Source organism: Mycobacterium sp. NPDC050551 (assembly GCF_040674075.1).
In the GTDB taxonomy this organism is placed as follows: domain Bacteria; phylum Actinomycetota; class Actinomycetes; order Mycobacteriales; family Mycobacteriaceae; genus Mycobacterium.
The window spans coordinates 543,657-563,345 of sequence record NZ_JBFARC010000001.1 but is presented as its reverse complement, the minus strand read 5'-3'; the positions used below and the strand labels follow the sequence as shown (position 1 = coordinate 563,345).

The window sequence follows — 19,689 nt, the reverse complement described above, 5'->3', positions numbered from 1 at the left end:
GCGCACGTTCGGCGTTTGCGGGCCCGACGAGTCCGTTCTCAAAACCTCCGGCCCGCACCGTATCTCGTGGTTCGAGGACCAAAGCGCCGTGGCGTCGTTATCGAACTGTTAACGTTCGCGCCGTGGGTCGGGGGATTCGAGCGTTTGTCGTGCTGTTGTCGTTCGTCGTGATGACGGGATCGGCGACCGCGTTCGCCGACGACCCGACCATCGACGACCACAACCCGTATTTCAACGAGGACGAGTACCAGGCGTTCTACACCCCGCCGGATCCGCTGCCGCCGGGCCAGCCGGGAGACGTGGTGCGCTCGGAGCCGTCGCGGCTGGTGCTCGAGCCGTCCGGCCAGCTCGGCATGATCATGGCCAACGGCACACGAATCATGTACCGCAGCACCGATGCTCGCGGGAACCCGAACGTCGTCACGGGCACCTATTTCGAGCCGCACAACGCGTGGCCGTTCGGCGGGCCGCGACCGCTGATCGTCTACGGGCCCGGCACCCAGGGCCAGGGTGACCAGTGCGCACCGTCGCGGCAGTTCAACCAGGGCATCCACTGGTCGCCGTATCTCGACCTCGCGTTCAACTACGAGGAGCTCTTCGTCGCGACGATGGTGGCGCGCGGGTTCGCGATCGTCATGACCGACTACGAGGGCCTCGGCACCCCTGGCCTGCACACCTACGTGAGCCGGGTGTCGCAGGGCCACGCGATGCTCGACGCCGCCCGCGCCGCCAAGCGGCTGCCCGGCACGTCGCTGGCGCCCGACGGCCCGCTGGCGTTCTGGGGGTACTCCCAAGGCGGGGGAGCGGCGGCGTCCGCGGCGGAGATGGCCGAGCTGTACGCCCCCGAACTCGACGTCAAGGGCACCTACGCCGGTGCGCCGCCCGCCGACCTGAAGGCGCTCTTCCCGTTCGCCGACGGCAGCATGCTCGTCGGTGTCGTCGGCTATGCGCTGAATTCGGTGATGACGGCCTATCCCGAGCACGAGGCGGCGATCCGCGCGACGCTGACCCCGCGCGGCACCGACATGCTGTTCAAGGTGCAGGACCAGTGCATCGCCGAGACGATCTCCAAATTCATGTTCCGGCACCTCCAGCCGTACTTCAACCAGGACATGAACACGCTCGTCGGCCAGGAGCCGTTCAAGTCGCTCTTCGAAGAGCAGAAGCTGGGCAAGACGAAGCCCAACGCGCCGGTCCTGATCAACGCCAACAGGTTCGATCCGCTGGTGCCGTGGGCGCCGGCGATGCAACTCGGCCGGGACTGGTGCGCCCAGGGTGCCGACATCGAGGCCCGCACCAACGAGCAGCCGCCGTTCCTGAACAAGGCGGTCGTCAACCATGCGCTGCCGATGCTGGTCGACGGTGAGCCGGCCATGCAGTGGATCGCCGACCGGTTCAAGGGAGTGCCGACGGCGCCGAACTGCGGACGGATCTAGCGGCGGGTCACACCGGCTCGAACGAGCTGATCAGCCACTGGTGCTGCACCTTTCGCAGACCCACCTGGACGGCGGACTCACTTCGCTGTGGCCGCGGGTCGGCGCGCTTGGTGGTCTGCTGGTCGACGAAGACCAGCACCGACGCCTCGTCGGTGCCGAGCGACTCGACCGCCGCACCGATGACTTCGGCGTCGGTGGTGATGCGTTGTTGCTGTGCCTGCGGCACGATCGTTTCTTCGAGGAGCTCGCGGTATTCGACCTTGAAGTCGCCGGTCAACAGCGGTTCGACGGTGTCGGCCATGGTGGCGACCGAGGTCGGCGTGTAGGACAGAAGTCGGGGGACCACCTCTTGCACGTGTTTCTGTAGCTGCTCCGGGGTGGCGCCGGGGCCGGCTGGGCGGCTCGCGGGGGCGTCGCGGCCGGCCTGCCACACGCCGATGGCCGTCGCCACGACGATGCCGAGGACCAGCAGGACGTTGAACGTCCACCAGACGAGGCGCGCGCCGGTCGAGTTCACGACACGAACTCCACGTCGGACGCCTTGAACCCCGCCTCGGATTCGACGACGGTGATCCGCAACCGCCACGATCTCGGTGTGGCATCGGCTCGGCCCCTGTTCTCCGTTTCAACGCTGAGCGCGACGAGAACCCTTGCACCGTCGGGGTCCAACGATTCGATTCCCGCGCCGTCGACCGTGCCGGTGCTGATCGACTGCGACGTGCGGACCGTCTCGACGAACTCGCGGGAACGCTTGGCGAAGTCGGCGTGGAACGAACCGGTCGAACTGTCGAGCACCCGCTGAACGTCACGGTCCGCGGTGCGGTAGTCGATCGTGGCGAGGTTCTCAGCGACCGTCTCCCCGGCGTCCACATAGGGTTTCCAGTCGGCTTCGGCGACGGGCGCCTTGGTCGCCACCGGGTTGATCTTCCGGCCCTGCACGCCGGCGAACGTGATCGCCGCGATCAGGGCGACGGTGAGGACGACAGGCACGGCGAGGACGAGCGCCATGGATCCGCGCCGCGCAGGGGGTGGCGGGTGGCCACGATGGCCCGGGTACGCCGGCGGTGTCGTCATGATGCAGTGAATCTACCGCCGGGGCGGTGCCTCGAAACTCACGTCTTGACGGCTGTCTGTGCAGCCTACGATTGACTGGCCGTCCGGTGGCTGCCGGTGCGAGACGTGGGGGTGCAGGGGAATGAAGACGGTCACCATTGCCTTCGACATCGACGGAACGCTGCGCGACAACACCATCGCCGACGGCTTCGTGGCCAACGAGCGCATCCGCACGCTCCTGATCACGCTCGCGAGTATGAGGAACACCCGGATCCTGCTGTGGTCCGGCGGCGGTGAGGCGTATGCGCGCCGCGCAGCCGAGGCGCTCGGGATCGAGAAGTACGTCGACGATTACGGCGACAAGGGCTACGGCGGCTACGACGCCGACGGCCGTCCGATCTTCCACACCGACCTGCGGCCGGACATCGCGATCGACGACATCCATGAATGCGAGTTGGGCACACTGAATCTCATCGTCGACGAGAAGGGGTTCACCCCCGGCTACGTGCCACCGGATCAACGGTGACCGGGTGTGGCCGGTGCCTGATCGGTTCTCATCGCACTATTCCGTGCCACTGCGGTGCGTCTGCGACCTTTCGAGCGTTTCCGCGTGCGCGGCATCGAAGTGCTTCTCGATGATCGATCGCACCCAGTGCAGCGGTGTCTCGTGACGGTCGTGTTCCCGTCGAGCGGTAAGCGCCGGCTCCTCGAGCGGGAGCTCCGGGCGAGCTGTGGACAAGCCCAGGAACCGCCACAACTTCGATCTGCTGCGCAGTCCGTATTCGTTCGCCGCGTGCAGCGGTGCGATCATGCAGTTCGTCTCACCCTCGCGCGACGACCGGTAGATCTGAAGTCTGCAGTCGCTGCCTCGGTAGTACACGATCGACAGTGGGCGCCCGGTTGCTCCGTCGTCGAGCCCGTCGAAGATCTCGTCGAGCACGAGGCCGTTATCCGACAGGGCAGCGCCGACGGTCTGCTCGACTTCGGTGGCGAATTCGGGACGCGTGGCGGGGCTCATGAGGCAGCGTCCGCGCTCTTCTTCGCGTCGATCGCCCGCAGCGTCGCGCGGGCGGCGCGTTCGGCCAAGCTCTGGTCGCTCACTTCGCCGTGCACATTCCACTGCCAACTGCCGACATAGGTGGTCGCGGTGTTCTGAAGACCCGGGAACCCGATCTGGAGGTCTTCGTGCGTCGGTGAGGTCTGCGTGCTCTGCCCCAGCGCTTCTCGGACCATCTCGATCACCACTTCTGCGGCGTTGCCGACGTAGCGCCCGGTGCCTTCCGCTTCCATGCCGACGAGGTAGGCATCGGGTGCGCCCTGCCCCCGGGTATCGCGGTTCACCGCCACCCAGCAGCTTCTCGCCCAGTTCTCGACGATGATCCTGTCGGGCGCAGTGAACATGGGTCGTTCAATGTCTTTGAGGCCTGCGGCGAGTACGTGCACGCCGTCGTAGGGATAGCTCCATAGGCTTCGCGTCGGCTCGCAGCCGCCGACTTCCCATCTGCGGTGGTACGGAACCGACAGGCCATCGCCCTTGCGCATCCTCGCCAACAGTGCCGCTGCGATGTCGGACGCCGAGCCCCGCAGCGCCACATGCTCTTCGACGTCGATCAGCTCCGGGACCGGTATCTCGCCGATCACCTCGTACTTGTCGGGACGGTACATCCCGGGCAGACCAGAGACCTCGTCGAATCGTGCGCCGAGATAAGTGACGTTGGCGGTGTCACCGATGATGATGCCGACTTCGAACCGGTACCCGCACCATCGGGCCACGGTCCGGATGTTGTCGAGCCGCTCGACGTCCGTCTTCTGAACGATGGCCTCGCCTCGAACCCAACTCTTCGTGGACGCTGTGAAGCCCGGGGGAAGTGGGTCGTCGTCGGAGTGGAGACGCACGCGATCGCCGAAGCTGTGCGCGAAGTACTCGCGGCCTTCGTATGTCGCGTACTCGCCGGAGGCGCGGATGCCGTGTTGTTGGTTGTCCATTTAGCGCAACTCTTTTCTGCTCACTACAGCTGAGGCGTGTCCGGTGACGACGGTCATCAGAATCAGCCTCTATCTGCTGTGCCAAATGTCGGCTTCTGACGAACGGTCGCTTCATATCCCGCCGCCCGCACTCCGCTGACCAGGTCACTGCGGAGCTGTGCCAGCTCTACAGCGCTGGCTTCAGGTTCCTCGTCGTCGAGCACCTGAAGCGTCCACGATCCGTCGAACTGACGCAGGAGAATGACTTTTACTTGCCCTCCGCTGCGCTTTTGTGAAGTCCGATGGCCGAACTCTTGATCCCAGTCGTCGGTCAACCGCCCTCGCCTACGGAGACCCAGCTGGCAGCGGAGCCGTTCGAGTCCCGATTGGTCCAGCTCACCTTGGAGATCGATCACGAGCAAGAGATGCAACATTACGGCAGGTCCTCCCGAGATCGATGAATGGTCATCTGGTGCAACCCTTCTCTACTCTCCGCAGCTGAGTAGTGTCCGGCGTGAGAACCATCAGTCGTCGTCTGCCGGTCGCTCCGCACGTCCGGCAGATCACTCACGCGACCCTGTACTACGTAATCACCAGATCAGACGGAAGATTAGTCGCGGCGATGAAGTGCTCGATCGTTGACGCGTTGGCACCGGAATCGGAGGGGTCGGCAGACAAGGTGACTGTCTCACCCCGGCGATCGATGCCTGAGAGGAAGACAGTCTCACCTGTGATCAATTGAAGTACGAGCAGTTGTCGCTCGGGATGACTATCGCCAACTGGCCGAAAGCCTTTCTGCAACAGATCGGTGATCTCTCGGACCGTAGCTTGCAGTCGTGCGACTGGTACAGCTTGGCTGAAAGCCTTGCGCGAGTCGGAGGAGTCGAGGCTTCGAAAGTTCGGTTCGGGCCAAGGTCGCCGAACATCGAGTTCCGCGGCGACCGCACGCAGGAAGTCGGCAAGTTGTGTCTGATTGAACTGCGGCAGTTGACCGCGCCCGTCGAGAATTTCGCCCGATGCCAACGAATCGTTGATTGCTTTGTAGTAGGCCTGCGGTCCTAGATCGAGGGCTTCGTAACGCACGGCGTTATCCGCGATCCATGTCACGAATTCTTCAGTGATCTGCTCCGTGAAGGAAAGACTGTAGAGGATCTCGTCGATCGCGAAGCGCCAGTCCGGAGCCATCAGATCGTCCCAGGAGGAGCGGTCAACTGCACACTCGAAGCATCCAGATGAATCCCTTGGCTCGCGAGTTGGTCGAGCACCTGCTGTGTACGCGCCTGGCCAGGACGATAGTGACCGCTACAGTCGCTGAGCAATTCGATCCTTCCGTTCTTGACTACTAGTTCCCCGGCCCCGGCGACCGGCGCTCCGGCGAGAAAACTCGAGTGATGGAAGACCCTGTACTTCTGAAAGGTCGACGCGTAAAGGTTGCCGTGCTGGTCCATTACGAAGATCGCGCGACCGTCGTGATTCGGACCGAAGGCCGAAACGCCGTTGGCAGTATCAAAAGGCTTACCGCTCGAGTCGTAGACTATGCCATCGCGGATGGTTATTCGCCGAGCCTCTCGAGCCGCTTCGTCGAGGTACGTCACCCCCGGTGAACCCATGGGGCCTCCGGGATGTTGTTCGCCTACATAATTTGGCAAGATTCCACCGGTGTTTGGATACGGCGTCTCGCGCACCAACGGCGGCGGGATCTCGTCGAGCGAATTGTTGGGCCATTTGTCAGCGTCGGTGGGCTTGTCGGGCGCTGGCGTGGAGCCCGGAGCGTTGCCGTTGTCAGGAGCGGTGGAATCTCCGGATGCGGGGTGCGGCGCACCAGTATTGTTGGGTGTAGTGCCTCCGGACGGATGAACCGGAGGTCGGCCATGTCCATCGCGGGAACCGGCTGACTCACGAAGCGGCGCACCCGGCGGGCCGTCCGTCGGCGAACGCGAAGGATGTGTTGGGGCGGGATCTGCCGGAGCCGACGGCGTCTTTCCAGCGGCCGGGCCCGTGGCCGTCGGCTGTTGCGCCCGAGGGCTTTCCGGTGATGTGCCCTGCGGACCTTTACCGTCCGGGTTACGTGTGGCGCTCTCCGCCGTCTTGGGAGCCGCCGGCGACCCGTTGGCGGAACCCGGCGTCGACCCGGACCCGTGCGATGCCATGGGCGTGCCGAACCCGCCCATCCCGATCGGCATCACTCCCGCGGGCTCGTGCCGCTTCGCCTCGCTGTCACCTGCTGCATGCGCCGGCTCACGCATCTGGCCGCCGTCCCCGGTGCGCTCGTGACCGCTCGGCTGTTCCGCCGCAGGCGAATTGGCCGGTTGGTTGTCGGCGGGCATATGCATCCGGTCATCCGGTCGTGCGGTGTGCTCGTCGGTGTCCGGCCGTCGGCTTTCGGCCGGCGCGTCGTTGCCCATCGGCGGCTGCGCCGGATCTTCGCCTGTGCCCGTCCCTCCCGCGTGTTGTTCAGGCGCGTGCCCGTTGGTGGGAGCTTCCGGCGCCGTCGGCTCATTGATGGTCGGTGAGCCCGTCTCGGACGGCGATCTGCCTGACGCCGATTGATCAGACGGAGCGGGAGATTCGGGTGTCTGCGGCGTCGCCCCCGGCGCCGGGTCGCCCGCGGAGGGCGCATCACCGGGCGCTGTTGGCGGCGGGTCGGCAGAACCCGAACCCGGCCCCTGCGATGCCGGCGACTGCGGAGGCGGGCCGTCAGTACGCCCGGGGCCGGAGTCCGACGGACCGGGCGTGCGCTCGGGCGGATCCGGTGGTGGCGGGGGACCGCTGCCACCGCCGTCGCCGTGATCCTCACGACCACCGGGTGTGCCCGCGTGTGGCGACGGAGGATCAGGCGGTCCCGCCGGTCCTTCGAGGCCGCGCGGATCCGGCGGCGCGTCAACACCGTTGGGTGGGACGGGGCCGATCACCGAGTCGGGGATCGCATCAGGCCTGACGTCGGTGACGTCGGTCAGCCGGTTCCCTGGTCCGGAACCTTCGCCGAGTCCTTCCAGATCGTGTGATCCGAAGGTGGGTGCGGTGTCCGGCGCGGGTGAATCGGGACTGCCGAACCGGTGGCGAGCCCAGTTGACGCCCTTGGCCACGTTGCCGGTCTTGGACAACGCACCACCCGGCACGAACAGCGTCGCGACGTTGAAACCTGCCTCACCGATGCCGCGGGCCGGATTGTCTCCGGCGATCTTGTCGGTGGCGAAGAATTCCTGAGCCACGGCTATTGCGACGTCGTCTGCCTTCGTGGGGTCCTGGATCACTGCCCAGGCCGTTTCGGCCATTCCCTGCCAGGTATCGATGTCCGCCATCGCCACCACCCCGGCAACAGTGTTGACGGCCCCGGTGAGCACGCCGGTGGTGAGGTCGGTCTGCACCTTGAAGGCAGCGGAGATCGCACCACCGACCTCGTCGCCGAGTAATTCACGAAGCGTCACGTCGACGTGCTGTTGGAGCTTCGTCACGGTGTCGCCGAGGGCTTCGGTGAGCTCTCCGAGCAGTCCCCCCACGGCTTTGACCTGGCGTTGAAAATTCTCGAGGAGCGTCTGGACGTCTTGGGCGATCTCACGCAGGATGTCGTCGGCCTCGCCGGTGAAGATCCCCCCGATGAAATCGAGTAGACCTTCGAGCGAAATGCGGTCCAGCAGGCGGCGTATCGCGTCTTGTGTTTCCTGCACCACGCGCGCGAAGTCCTCGACCAGCACCGCGAGCTCGGAGGCCTGTGAGGCCAAGTCGGACACCCCGGCCACGAGGTCGTCATGCGCCTTGGCGATCTGCGGACCCTCGGGAACTTTCTGCGTCGACACGGCCGTCCTCGACCCGGCGACCTCGTTCCCGATCACGGCGAAGCCCTTGGCCAGGTTGCGCCATTGCTCGGCAGTGACCCGGAGCAACGACGGATTGCCCGAGGGCCACTGTCGCAAGGTCAGGAATCGCAGTATCAGGTTCCAATGCGACGGCGGGGGCACCACGCTGAGGCTTGGAAACGTCGCGGCGTCGGCGGCTTTCGTCTCACTCGGCACCTCACCCACCCGTCCGGTGGGCCCCGAACCTCCGATCGTGGAGACGGCATCGGCGTTCGCGTAGTTGTGTCCGCTGGCTTCCAGTTTGTAGCCGACGGCGTTGAACGCATTCGCCGCCGCAGCAAGCCCGTCGGAGAATTTCTGCGCCGCATCTTCGTACTTCGCCGCGAATTCGAACCCGGCCGGATCAATGCCCGAGGCTATGCCGTCGGACAGCATCGGCCCCAGCGCACCCATCAGCGCCGCGAGCTGACCGCCCAACGAGCCCATGGTCTTTCCGGCGCCGATGAGAACCTCCGGATCGACCTCGATCCGTACGTTCAACGCCCCGCTGCCGGCAGGCACTACTCGCCGTTCCCCCACATTTGAGCGTTGTTGCTGACCGCGCCCTTGTAGTTCTGCTGCGCCGTGTCCGCGATCTTCTGCAGCTGTGAAAGCGCCGTCTTCATCTGCTCGGCGCCCGCGCGCCACTGCGCCTGAGTCTGGGCCTGGGCGTCCGAACTCTCGCCGTGCCAGGTCGCCCGCAACGCGGCCATGGCCTGGTCGACGTCTGCAAGGCACTCGTCGACTTCCCGTTGGTAAGCCTTCATGTGCTCGATGGCCGCCGCGAGCTGGGCGAAATCGACCACCAGCGCGGCGCTACCACCGCTACCCGGCACTGGAAGGCCTCGAGGCACCCGTGGGAACACCGGTCGTCGGCGTGGGCTGCGGGGCGTCCACGGGTGCGCGCGATGACACCCGGTCGGCAGCCTCCTCGGCTTCGCGCGCCTGCTCCGTCGCTCCGTCGATCCGTTCGTCGTCGTCCTTTTCTGGATCGTCCTTCTCGGCGGCCTGCGCGGCCTGCTGCGCCAACGCCGTCACGGCCTGCGCGATCCCGGCGGCGGCCTGCGCCAGACCGGCGGCCAATTGTCCCGTCGCCTGGCCGAGCGCCTGCCCGGCCTGTGCCGCCGGCTGCCCGAGGTTCATCATCTCGGCCATCGCGCCGGAGCCACCCTGACCGCTCGGTGCACCACCACGCGCACTCTGGTCGAGAGGCGCCGAACCCGCGCCAGGGCCGGCGGGGCCGGCCGGGCTGCCGGCCGGTGCACCTTCCGGCGCGCCGCCCGTCGGTTGGAAAGACGAGTCCACAGCAGCAGCGGCCTGCTGATCGGTGGCGGCGTAATGCGAACCCGCGGCTTCGAGCGACTCCGACATGACCTGCAGCGCCCGGACGATCTGACCCGCACCGCTGTGCCATTTGTCCCACTCGGCCGTGTAGGCCGTCGCGGCGCCGCCCTTCCAGCCCTTTCCCAGTAGCTCCTCGACCGACAGGTCGACGGCGGACAGTCCGTCCTGCAGGCGCTGTCCGGCATCCGCCACGCGCCCGGCCGCTGAATCCAACTCCGAGACGACGACCTCGACCGATCCCCCCACCCGGCGAACCCCCAGTCACTCGTCGGCCGGCTCCGATGCGCCCGCCACAGCTTCCTTTCAGCTGCAGCACAACCGGAGGAAAGCCTATCGACGGTCCGAGGGGGTCACGTGCACCAGTTACGCTCGCCGGGGGCAGGAGAGAAGCGACCCGGGAGAAGCGAACAGCGTGCTCATCGCGATCGAGGGAGTGGACGGCGCGGGGAAGAACACGCTGACGACCGGTCTGCGGGCGTCCTTCGAATCCGACGGGCGCTCGGTCGCCACCCTGGCCTTCCCGCGGTATCACCGGTCGGTCACCGCCGACCTCGCCGCCGAAGCCCTGCACGGTGCGCACGGAGACCTCGCGCAGTCGGTGCACGCGATGGCCGTGCTGTTCGCCCTCGATCGCGCCGACGCCCGCGACGAGATCGGGCACCTGACTGCCGCCTACGACATCGTGATCCTCGACCGGTACGTCGCCTCGAACGCCGCCTACAGCGCTGCCCGGCTCAACCAGGGCGCCGACGGCGAGGTCGTGGAGTGGGTGCGCAGCCTCGAATACGACCGGCTGCGCTTGGCGGTGCCCGACTGGCAGCTCCTCCTGGACGTGCCCGTGGAACTCGCCGCCGCCCGCGCCGACCGGCGGGCCGAACAGGACGCCAGCCGCGCGAAGGACTTCTACGAGCGCGACGGGGGACTGCAGTCCCGCACCGCGGCGGTCTACCGGGAACTGGCGGCCCGCGACTGGAGTGGACCGTGGCGCAGCGTCGGTCCCGACGTGGTCGCCGCGCAGCTGGCAGCCGACCTGGGGCGTTAGCCGACTCGCGGGTGCGCGCTAGCAGCGTTTTGTCGCGATCTGGTGACACCATGGACACCATGAGGCAAAGGATCCTGGTCGTCGACGACGACCCATCGCTGGCCGAAATGCTCACCATCGTCCTGCGCGGAGAAGGCTTCGACACCGCGGTGGTCGGTGACGGCACGCAGGCTCTCACCGCGGTCCGTGAGCTGCGGCCCGATCTCGTGCTGCTGGATCTCATGTTGCCCGGCATGAACGGCATCGACGTCTGCCGGGTGCTGCGCGCCGACTCCGGCGTGCCCATCGTCATGCTGACCGCCAAGACCGACACCGTCGACGTGGTGCTCGGCCTGGAATCCGGCGCGGACGACTACGTGATGAAGCCGTTCAAGCCCAAGGAGCTCGTCGCCCGGGTGCGCGCCCGGTTGCGCCGCAACGACGACGAACCCGCAGAGCTGCTGTCCATCGCCGACGTCGACATCGACGTGCCCGCCCACAAGGTCACCAGGATGGGCGAACAGATCTCGCTGACGCCGCTGGAGTTCGACCTGCTGGTGGCGCTGGCACGCAAACCGCGCCAGGTGTTTACTCGAGATGTGCTGCTCGAACAGGTGTGGGGATACCGTCACCCCGCTGACACCCGTTTGGTGAACGTGCATGTCCAGCGGCTGCGGGCCAAGGTCGAGAAGGACCCGGAGAACCCGCAGGTGGTGTTGACCGTTCGAGGAGTGGGATACAAGGCCGGACCTCCGTGACCGTGGCCGCTCGGGCGGCGACGTGATCTGGAGTTCGCGACGCCGCATTCACCGACGGTCCGCACCGCTGCTGCGTGGCCTCGGCACCCTCGGCCGCGCACTCGGACTGGCATGGCGCCGGTCGCTGCAGCTGCGAGTCGTCTCGCTCACGCTCGGGCTGTCGCTCGCGGTCATCCTGGTCCTTGGCTTCGTGCTGACCAGTCAGATCACCGACCGCATCCTCGAGGTGAAGGTCAAGGCCGCCACCGAGGAGATCGAGCGGGCCCGCAACACCGTCAGCGGCATCGTCGGCGGCGAGGAGAGCCGCTCACTCGACAGCAGTCTGCAGCTGGCCCGCAACACCCTCATCGACCGCAAGGCCGAAGCGGGCGCCGGCCTCGGCGGTCCGTTCGACGCCGTGCTCGTGGTCCCCGGGGACGGCCCGCGCGCCGCGACCGCCGCAGGACCGGTGCAGCAGGTGCCCGAGGCGCTGCGCGATTTCGTGCAGGCCGGTCAGGTCAGCTACCAGTACGCCACGGTCACCACCGACGGCTTCAACGGACCCGCGCTCATCGTCGGCAGCCCGACGTCGTCGCCGGTGACCAATCTCGAGCTCTACCTGATCTTCCCGCTGAGCAACGAGGAGAGCACCATCGCGTTGGTGCGCGGCACCATGGCGACCGGTGGCGTGGTGCTGCTCGGCCTGCTGGCCGCCATCGCGCTGTTGGTCGCCCGCCAGATCGTGCTCCCCGTGCGGTCGGCGTCGCGGATCGCCGAACGGTTCGCCGAAGGTCACCTGACCGAGCGGATGCCGGTGCGCGGCGAGGACGACATGGCGCGCCTCGCGGTGTCCTTCAACGACATGGCCGAGAGCCTGTCGCGGCAGATCACCCAGCTCGAGGAATTCGGCAACTTGCAGCGCCGCTTCACCTCCGACGTCAGCCACGAGCTGCGCACACCGCTGACGACGGTGCGGATGGCCGCCGACCTGATCTACGACCACAGCGAGGACCTCGATCCGGCGCTGCGCCGCTCCACCGAACTGATGGTCAACGAGCTCGACCGGTTCGAGACGCTGCTCAACGACCTGCTCGAGATCTCGCGCCACGATGCCGGTGTCGCCGAGCTGTCGGTGGAGTCGGTCGATCTGCGCGACACCGTGCAGAGCGCGCTGGACAACGTCGGACACCTGGCACAGGACGCCGACGTCGAGCTCATCGTGGACGTGCCCGGCGAAGAGGTGATCGCCGAGGTGGATCCCCGCCGCGCGGAACGCATCCTGCGGAACCTGATCGCCAACGCCATCGACCATGCCGAACGCAAACCGGTCCGCATCCGGATGGCCGCCGACGAGGACACCGTCGCCGTCACGGTGCGCGACTACGGGGTGGGGCTGCGGCCCGGTGAGGAGAAGCTGGTGTTCAGCCGGTTCTGGCGGTCCGACCCGTCGCGGGTGCGCCGGTCCGGTGGCACCGGACTCGGCCTCGCGATCAGCATCGAGGACGCCCGCCTGCACCAGGGTCGGCTGGAGGCGTGGGGTGAACCCGGCAAGGGTGCCTGCTTCCGCCTGACGCTGCCACTGGTCCGCGGCCACAAGGTGACGACGAGTCCGTTGCCGCTCAAGCCCACCCGGCCCGACCGGGCGCCGCGACGCGGTGCGGTGGAGCGCGAACCGGCGGGGGAGAGCGTGTGAGGCGCATCCTGACCGCGGCATGGCTGATGCTGTTCGCACTCGCCGTGGCCGGATGTGCCGGGGTACCGAGTTCGTCGGCGCCGCAGGCGATCGGCACGGTCGAGCGCCCCGCGCCGCCGAGCCTGCCCACACCGACACCCAACATGGATCCCGACGTGTTGCTGCGCGAATTCCTGAAAGCCACCGCGGATCCGGCCAACCGGCACCTGGCGGCACGGCAGTTCCTCACCGAGTCGGCGTCGCAGGACTGGGACGATGCCGGCAGCGCGCTGCTCATCGACCGGGTGGTGTTCGTCGAGACCCGCAGGCCCGACCATGTCTCGGTCAGCATGCGTGCCGACATCCTCGGATCACTGTCGGACATGGGCGTTTTCGAGACCGCCGACGGCGCGCTGCCCGACCCCGGTCCCATCGAGTTGCTCAAGACCCCTGGCGGCTGGCGGATCGACAAGCTGCCCAACGGCGTGTTCCTCGACTGGCAGCAGTTCCAGGCCACCTACAAGCGCAGCACGCTCTACTTCGCCGACCCCACCGGCGCCACCGTGGTGCCCGATCCCCGCTACGTCGCGGTGTCGGATCCCGACCAGCTGGCGACCGAACTGATCTCCAAGCTGATCGCGGGGCCCCGGCCGGAGATGGCGAACACCGTGCGCAATCTGCTCGGTGCGCCGCTGAAGCTGCGGGGCCCGGTGACCCGCGCCGACGGTGGCAAGACCGGCATCGGCCGTGGCTACGGCGGCGCCCGCGTGGACCTGGAGAATCTGTCCACCACCGATCCGCACAGCAGGCAACTCCTTGCCGCGCAGATCATCTGGACACTGTCGCGGGCCGGGATCAACGGGCCCTACGTGCTCAACGCCGACGGCGCACCTCTGGACGACCGGTTCGCCGACGGGTGGGAGACCTCGGACGTGGCGGCCACCGACCCGGGCGCCTTCCCCGGCGCGGCGGCCGGGTTGCACGCATTGGTCAACGGCTCGCTGGTGTCGCTCGACGGGCAGCGGTCAACACGGGTCGCCGGCTCCTTCGGGCAGGCGCCCAACCAGGTGTCGGCGGCGGTGTCGCGCAGCGGACAGGATGCCGCGTCGGTAGTGGTGCTGCGTCCGGGCGCGCCGGACATGTTGTCCTCGTTGTGGATCGGCCCGCTGGGTGGGGCGGCCGGCCAGGCACTGGAGGCGCGGAGCCTCACTCGGCCCAGCTGGTCGCTGGACAACGCGGTGTGGGTGGTGGTCGACGGCAACAACGTGGTCCGCGTGATCCGCGACGCCTCGGGTCAGCCGGCCCGCATCCCGGTCGACGTGGCGCCGGTGGCGGCGAAGTTCCCCGGCCTGATCAGCGAGCTGCAGCTGTCACGCGACGGGACGCGCGCGGCGATGGTGATCGAGGGCCAGGTGATCCTGGCCGGCGTCGAGCAGACCCCCACCGGCCAGTTCCTGCTGAACTACCCGCGCCGACTCGGCTTCGGTCTCGGCAACACCGTGGTCTCGCTGTCCTGGCGCACCGGCGACGACATCGTGGTCAGCCGCCGCGATCCGCAGCACCCGGTCTCCTATGTGAACCTCGACGGCGTCAACTCCGACGGCCCGAGCCGCAACCTGCTGATGCCGGTCACCACCGTGGCGGCCAACCCGTCCACGGTGTACGTCTCCGACCAGCGCGGGGTGCTGCAGCTGTCAAGCGCTGCCGAGGGCGACCCGGCGTGGTCGGAGGTGCGGCCGTTGATGAACGCAGGCGCCATCCCGGTGCTGCCGGGCTGATCTGGCCGGCCGGGACCCGCGAAACACCGCGGTGCGGGCCTCGGCTTGCTTGACTGTCAGTCACGTCACGTCTTGCGCCGCCGGACCTCGGGGGTGACCGGTTCGACACAGACGGGCGTCACGAAGGAGTGCGAATGCAGCACAGGCGAATGGCTCTCATGGTGGCGCTCGGGGTGGCCGCGACCACGCTCGTGGGCTGTGGCTCCGGCGGCAGCGGTGAGAGCGCCACGGGCAGCAGCACTGCTCCCGCCGCCGAGGACCCCAAGGACATGACGATGGTCAACGTCGTCAAGGTCGCGGGCATCCCGTGGTTCGACCGGATGGCCGAGGGCGACGCCAACTTCGCCGCGCGCACCGGTGTGAAGACTCGCCAGGAGGGCGCGGACGACACCAGTCCGGACAAGCAGGTCCGGATCATCGCCGACCTGATCCCCCAGAATCCGACGGCCATCACCGTGGTGCCGAACTCACCTGAGGCGCTGCAGACGGTGCTCGGGCAGGCCCGCGGGCAGGGCATCAAGGTGGTGTCGCACGAGGCCACCGGCATCCAGAACGTCGACATCGACATCGAGGCGTTCGACAACGCCGCCTTCGGCGAGCAGATCATGCAGAACCTCGCCCAATGTATGGGCGAGCGAGGCGAATACGTCCAGTTCATCGGCGGCCCGACCGCGAAGACGCACATGCAGTGGGTCGGTGCCGCCCATGATCTGCAGGTCGCCAGGTTCCCGGACATGGCGCGGGTGGGAGACCCGATCGAGAGCGCCGACGACGAACAGGTCGCCTACGACAAGGCCAAAGCGGTGCTGGCTGCGCATCCGGACATCAAGGGCTTCCAGGGCTCGGCCGCCAATGACGTGCCCGGCATCGCGCGGGCGGTCCGGGAAGCCGGCCTGCAGAACCAGATCTGCGTGATGGGTACCTCGGTTCCGTCATCGGCCGCTGCAGATCTCGCCGACGGCTCCATCGACAAGATCTTCTTCTGGGACCCCGCCCTCGCCGGTGAGGCGCAGCTGCAGATCGCCCTGATGCTGGCGCAGGGCGAGCCGATCGAGGCAGGCACCGATCTGGGCATCCCCGGGTACGAGTCGCTGACCAAGATGGACGGCTACGACAACGTCTTCGTCGGTGACGCGTCGCTGGAAGCCGACGCGAAAACGGTGTCGCAGTACAACTTCTGAGACGGCGGACAGGATCGCGAAGGACGCCGTCAGGACGAGCTGATGCCGGGGATCCGCCCCTCGCGGAACGCCTCGACGAAATGCCGGTGGTCGTCGCGGACCACCGCAGCGTACTCGAGGCCGAACGTCACCAGATCGGCGACGAACTCGTCGAGGTGGTCGCCGATGACCGCGTCGATCGCCTCCTCGGTCTGGAAGTCCACCAGCGACTGGTCACTGTCGGTGTCGCCCACGCAGTGCACCTTGGCCACCGCCTGGCCCAGCTGCGCGACGACCTCGCCGAGTTCGTCGGGCTCGGTCAGCTCACTCCAGTCGAGATCTGATTCGTACGGTGACAATTCGCTGACCACGAATCCCTTGCCGTCGATGTCGGTGTAGCCGAGCAACGGGTCGGCATGGGCCTGCAGCGCGCGCTGCGAGACTGCGGTGCGGTGCCCGTGATGTTCGAAGTAGTCGTGCACCCGGCTGTCGGTGATGACCCGGCTCGGCGCGGCGACGTTGCCCTGCTTGACCGACAGCACGGCATCGTTGTCGAGCGCCTGGTTGAACCCCTCGATCAACACGGTGTAGGTCGGCAATCCCGCACTGCCGATGCCGTGACCGCTCTTGCCGACCACGTCCTTGATGTCGTACGTGATGCCCTGATACCGCTTGGTGCGCGGAATCGTCTGCAGATACCGCTCGAACGCCGACTCGATCTTCGCGCGCTCGTCGTCGTCCAGGCGGCGCACCCCGGCTGTCTCGCGGAATTGCCGGTCCCACTTGTCGACCCGGGTGAGGCGGTTGAGCATCTCGGAGCGCGTCGAGAGGCGGGCGCTCTGCAGTGTCGAGAGCACGGCGCCCCGGGCGGTGGACAGGTTCAGCGAGAAGCTCGAATCGTCGGCCTCGTCGAGGAACCACTTGATCTGGTCGGCGTAGGCGCGGGCGAACGTGTCGATCAGCTTGGAGATCTCCTCGTCGGACAGTGCCTTCTGCCAGCACATCAGCGCGACGCTGGCGGCGAACCGCTTCAGGTCCCAGGTGAAGTGACCGACGTAGGCCTCGTCGAAATCGTTGACGTCGAAGATCAGCACACCGGAGCCGTCCATGTACGTGCCGAAGTTCTCGGCGTGCAGGTCGCCCTGGATCCACACCCGGCTGGTGCGCTCGTCGGCCCACCTGTCGTCGCGAGCGGCCACGTCGGCGTAGAACACGCAGGCACTGCCGCGGTAGAACGCGAACGGTTCGGCCGCCATCTTCCGGAACTTGGTGCGGAAGGCGTCGGGATCGGCGTCCATGAGCTCTTTGAACGCCTTCACGAGGCAATCGACGATGAACGACTCACGTTCGTCTTGCGGCATGGTGCCAGTACAGCGCGTGCGGAACCCGAGTGTGGGGATTGTCGACGAACCGGGCCCGAGAGCGCACTGCTGGGTTTTGTTCGCCATACCCAGGAATGGTTTCCGCCTCCGGCGCCTACACCGAACGAGCCGACGAAAGGCAGCCGCCATGACCGCGACCAGCGTTCCGTTCACCGGAGTACGCGTGCGATACGCCAGCAGCAGGAGCTACGACGAGCTGGTCGCCGCACTGCTCGCTGACGTGGGCGAGCAGCCGGTGCCGATCGACGCCGTCGCGGCCGGCTCCGACAGCTGGGAGTCCTATGAACGCGCCGTCGGCGCGTACGTCGGCCCCAGCGGCTTCATGCTGTTCGGTTCCTTCGACCACGGCGGATGGCTCCCGAAGGCGGGCATCGACCGGGCGGTGCTGCGGGTGGTGATCGGCAACCCACTGATCGCGATCACGATGCTGCGGCACGATGTGACCGCCGGTCTGTTCGCGCCGGTCGAACTCCTACTCACCGGCGAGCCCGGCGGCGGCAGCGCCCTGACCTACGTCGTCCCGTCGACGCTGATGGTCGTCGAACCCAAGCCGGAACTGCTCGCGGCCGCCGAGGTGCTCGACGCGAAGCTGGCCGCGCTCGCGGGCGCCGTCACCGCAGGTTAGAAAGCCCGGGGTCTGTCGGACCCGGGCGCGACACTGCCGCCATGCTCGACCTGCTCCTTCCGCTCGAGTGCGGTGGCTGTGCCGCCCCGTCCACCCGGTGGTGTGCGCGGTGCGCGGTCGACCTGCGGGTGCCACCCGACGCCCCGCACCTCATCACGCCGCGGGTGGACCCGGGCGTCCCGGTGTTCTCGTTGGGCCACTACGCGGGCACCCGCAGGCACGCCGTGGTGGCGGTGAAGGAGCGTGGGCGCGCCGACCTCGTCCGGCCACTGGGCGATGCCCTGTCGGCGGGGCTGGCGCAGCTGCTGCGGTGGGGCATCGTCGAGGCGCCGATCACCGTCGTGCCTGCGCCGACCCGCAGACTTGCCGCGCGCCGCCGCGGCGGCGACCCGGTCACCCGCATCGGTCAGGTCGCGGTGACCGGGCACCCCGGTGTCGGGCTGGTGCAGGCGCTGCGGCTCACGGCATGGACCAGGGACTCGGTCGGGCTGTCCGGTCCCGCCCGGGCGCGCAACGTGGCCGGGCGGGTGCGCCTGCTTCGGCCCGTCGACGGTGCCGTGGTCCTCGTCGACGACATCGTGACCACCGGCGCCACGGCCGCCGAATCCACCCGAGTACTGCAGGCGGCAGGCGCGCACGTGCTCGCCGTCCTGGCCCTGGCGCACGCCTGACGAAGGCGCCGGATCACCCCTGGGTCAACCCCGCGTGAAGAACTGAAAACACGTCCGCGAAATCACTGGCACGACCGGGTGAACAACGACTACCGTCGCAAACAACCACCCGTGAACACCTTCACGGCGGCGCTCAGCAGTCAGCGCCACTTCGCCGCACCACGGTAGGAGGTGAGTAGTCGACACCTTGCGCCGCTGGTCGCGGAAGAAATCTCTTCAATCCCCTCTCCTGCGGCGCGAATCGTGACCCACCCGGCACGCACTGCGTGCGACGCGCGAGAGAAACGAGTTGCCAAGTATGTCAATTCAATCCGTGGAATCAGACCGAACGATGGTGGTCGAGGAGGGCCAGCCGGCAACCGAGCCGAAGGCGGACGTCAACCTCACCGGCCGCAACGTTGAGATCCCCGATCACTTCCGCGTCTACGTCGCCGAGAAACTCGAGCGACTGGAGCGATTCGACCGCAGCATCTACCTCTTCGACGTCGAGCTCGACCATGAGAAGAACCGCCGTCAGCGAAAGAACTGCCAGCACGTGGAGATCACCGCCCGCGGCCGCGGACCCGTGGTGCGCGGTGAGGCGTGCGCAGACAGCTTCTACGCCGCCTTCGAAGGCGCCGTAAGCAAGCTCGAGAACCGGCTGCGCCGCAGCAAGGACCGCCGCAAGATCCACTATGGGGACAAGCGCCCGGTGTCGGTGGCCGAGGCCACCGCGCTCGCCGCTGCCATGGACGCGCCCCAGTCCACCGCCGAACCGATGTCCGACGGCGCCGCACCCGACGATCACGAACCGGGCCGCATCGTGCGCACCAAGGAGCATCCCGCCAAGCCCATGACCGTCGATGACGCCCTCTACGAGATGGAACTCGTCGGCCACGACTTCTTCCTGTTCCACGACAAGGAGAGCGACCGCGCGTGCGTCGTCTACCGCAGGCACGCCTACGACTACGGGCTGATCCGGCTGTCCTGACCCGGCACGGTCCGATCGCCACGAACCCCGCGACGCCCA

The 19,689-nt window shown here is 67.5% G+C and carries 20 protein-coding genes; 10 read left to right on the top strand and 10 right to left on the bottom strand.

Features of this window, described 5'->3' with window-relative positions; translation table 11 throughout:
* Nucleotides 1–170: 170 nt before the first annotated feature.
* A complete protein-coding gene (locus AB0K11_RS02690; protein WP_364971921.1) occupies nucleotides 171–1,436 on the top strand; it encodes a lipase family protein in 1,266 nt (421 codons plus the stop codon).
* A gap of 7 nt (nucleotides 1,437–1,443) precedes the next feature.
* Here the strand turns inward: AB0K11_RS02690 and AB0K11_RS02685 are convergent, their stop codons facing one another.
* Nucleotides 1,444–1,953 (bottom strand): hypothetical protein, encoded by a 510-nt coding sequence (locus tag AB0K11_RS02685; protein WP_364971919.1) that lies wholly within the window; start codon nucleotides 1,951–1,953, stop codon nucleotides 1,444–1,446.
* Nucleotides 1,950–2,510 (bottom strand): mammalian cell entry protein, encoded by a 561-nt coding sequence (locus tag AB0K11_RS02680; RefSeq protein WP_364971917.1) that lies wholly within the window; start codon nucleotides 2,508–2,510, stop codon nucleotides 1,950–1,952. The genes AB0K11_RS02685 and AB0K11_RS02680 overlap by 4 nt, the downstream gene beginning before the upstream one ends.
* A gap of 121 nt (nucleotides 2,511–2,631) precedes the next feature.
* Between AB0K11_RS02680 and AB0K11_RS02675 the strand changes: the two genes are divergently transcribed.
* Nucleotides 2,632–3,015 carry a hypothetical protein gene (locus tag AB0K11_RS02675; RefSeq protein ID WP_364971915.1) on the top strand — a complete coding sequence of 128 codons (384 nt, stop codon included), beginning with the start codon at nucleotides 2,632–2,634 and terminating at the stop codon, nucleotides 3,013–3,015.
* Between the two features lie 36 nt (nucleotides 3,016–3,051).
* Here the strand turns inward: AB0K11_RS02675 and AB0K11_RS02670 are convergent, their stop codons facing one another.
* The 7 genes from AB0K11_RS02670 to AB0K11_RS02640 form a co-directional block, all read right to left on the bottom strand.
* Nucleotides 3,052–3,507, bottom strand: coding sequence for a hypothetical protein (locus tag AB0K11_RS02670; protein WP_364971914.1), 456 nt, complete (start codon nucleotides 3,505–3,507; stop codon nucleotides 3,052–3,054).
* A complete protein-coding gene (locus AB0K11_RS02665) occupies nucleotides 3,504–4,475 on the bottom strand; it encodes a hypothetical protein (RefSeq protein WP_364971912.1) in 972 nt (323 codons plus the stop codon). The genes AB0K11_RS02670 and AB0K11_RS02665 overlap by 4 nt, the downstream gene beginning before the upstream one ends.
* Before the next feature lie 62 nt (nucleotides 4,476–4,537).
* Entirely contained in the window at nucleotides 4,538–4,789 is a 252-nt protein-coding gene (locus tag AB0K11_RS02660) for a hypothetical protein (RefSeq protein ID WP_364971911.1), read from the bottom strand.
* A gap of 247 nt (nucleotides 4,790–5,036) precedes the next feature.
* On the bottom strand, nucleotides 5,037–5,639 hold the full coding sequence (locus tag AB0K11_RS02655; RefSeq protein WP_364971909.1) for a hypothetical protein: 603 nt from the start codon (nucleotides 5,637–5,639) through the stop codon (nucleotides 5,037–5,039).
* The gene (locus AB0K11_RS02650; RefSeq protein WP_364971907.1) at nucleotides 5,639–8,791 is read right to left on the bottom strand and encodes a hypothetical protein; all 3,153 of its coding nucleotides are present in this window, start codon (nucleotides 8,789–8,791) and stop codon (nucleotides 5,639–5,641) included. Before AB0K11_RS02650 ends, AB0K11_RS02655 begins: the two co-directional genes overlap by 1 nt.
* A 20-nt stretch (nucleotides 8,792–8,811) precedes the next feature.
* Nucleotides 8,812–9,096, bottom strand: a complete 285-nt coding sequence (locus tag AB0K11_RS02645) for a WXG100 family type VII secretion target (RefSeq protein WP_364971905.1) — start codon at nucleotides 9,094–9,096, stop codon at nucleotides 8,812–8,814.
* Between the two features lie 19 nt (nucleotides 9,097–9,115).
* Nucleotides 9,116–9,880 carry a WXG100 family type VII secretion target gene (locus AB0K11_RS02640; protein WP_364971903.1) on the bottom strand — a complete coding sequence of 255 codons (765 nt, stop codon included), beginning with the start codon at nucleotides 9,878–9,880 and terminating at the stop codon, nucleotides 9,116–9,118.
* Between the two features lie 166 nt (nucleotides 9,881–10,046).
* Here AB0K11_RS02640 and AB0K11_RS02635 point away from each other — a divergent pair, with 166 nt between their 5' ends.
* From AB0K11_RS02635 to AB0K11_RS02615, 5 genes are all read left to right on the top strand, one after another.
* Entirely contained in the window at nucleotides 10,047–10,676 is a 630-nt protein-coding gene (locus AB0K11_RS02635) for a dTMP kinase (protein WP_364971902.1), read from the top strand.
* A gap of 50 nt (nucleotides 10,677–10,726) precedes the next feature.
* Nucleotides 10,727–11,413, top strand: a complete 687-nt coding sequence (gene mtrA / locus AB0K11_RS02630) for a two-component system response regulator MtrA (protein ID WP_264015934.1) — start codon at nucleotides 10,727–10,729, stop codon at nucleotides 11,411–11,413.
* Nucleotides 11,414–11,435: 22 nt separating this feature from the next.
* Complete coding sequence (mtrB, locus tag AB0K11_RS02625) at nucleotides 11,436–13,085, top strand: MtrAB system histidine kinase MtrB (protein ID WP_364971900.1); 1,650 nt, start codon at nucleotides 11,436–11,438, stop codon at nucleotides 13,083–13,085.
* Complete coding sequence (lpqB, locus tag AB0K11_RS02620; RefSeq protein WP_364971899.1) at nucleotides 13,082–14,842, top strand: MtrAB system accessory lipoprotein LpqB; 1,761 nt, start codon at nucleotides 13,082–13,084, stop codon at nucleotides 14,840–14,842. Before mtrB ends, lpqB begins: the two co-directional genes overlap by 4 nt.
* Before the next feature lie 134 nt (nucleotides 14,843–14,976).
* Nucleotides 14,977–16,023 (top strand): substrate-binding domain-containing protein, encoded by a 1,047-nt coding sequence (locus AB0K11_RS02615; protein WP_364971898.1) that lies wholly within the window; start codon nucleotides 14,977–14,979, stop codon nucleotides 16,021–16,023.
* Between the two features lie 29 nt (nucleotides 16,024–16,052).
* Here AB0K11_RS02615 and AB0K11_RS02610 read toward each other — a convergent pair whose 3' ends face one another.
* On the bottom strand, nucleotides 16,053–17,363 hold the full coding sequence (locus AB0K11_RS02610; protein ID WP_364971897.1) for a DUF2252 domain-containing protein: 1,311 nt from the start codon (nucleotides 17,361–17,363) through the stop codon (nucleotides 16,053–16,055).
* A 148-nt stretch (nucleotides 17,364–17,511) separates the two neighbouring features.
* On the opposite strand from AB0K11_RS02610, the gene AB0K11_RS02605 reads away from it, so the two are divergent.
* The 3 genes from AB0K11_RS02605 to raiA all read left to right on the top strand — a co-directional run bounded on the left by AB0K11_RS02605 (nucleotide 17,512) and on the right by raiA (nucleotide 19,650).
* Nucleotides 17,512–18,009, top strand: coding sequence for a DUF302 domain-containing protein (locus tag AB0K11_RS02605; protein WP_364971895.1), 498 nt, complete (start codon nucleotides 17,512–17,514; stop codon nucleotides 18,007–18,009).
* Nucleotides 18,010–18,050: 41 nt separating this feature from the next.
* The gene (locus AB0K11_RS02600; protein ID WP_364971894.1) at nucleotides 18,051–18,680 is read left to right on the top strand and encodes a ComF family protein; all 630 of its coding nucleotides are present in this window, start codon (nucleotides 18,051–18,053) and stop codon (nucleotides 18,678–18,680) included.
* Between the two features lie 298 nt (nucleotides 18,681–18,978).
* Nucleotides 18,979–19,650: a ribosome-associated translation inhibitor RaiA gene (raiA, locus tag AB0K11_RS02595; protein ID WP_364971892.1), complete on the top strand. Its 672-nt coding sequence runs from the start codon at nucleotides 18,979–18,981 to the stop codon at nucleotides 19,648–19,650.
* Nucleotides 19,651–19,689 lie beyond the last annotated feature (39 nt).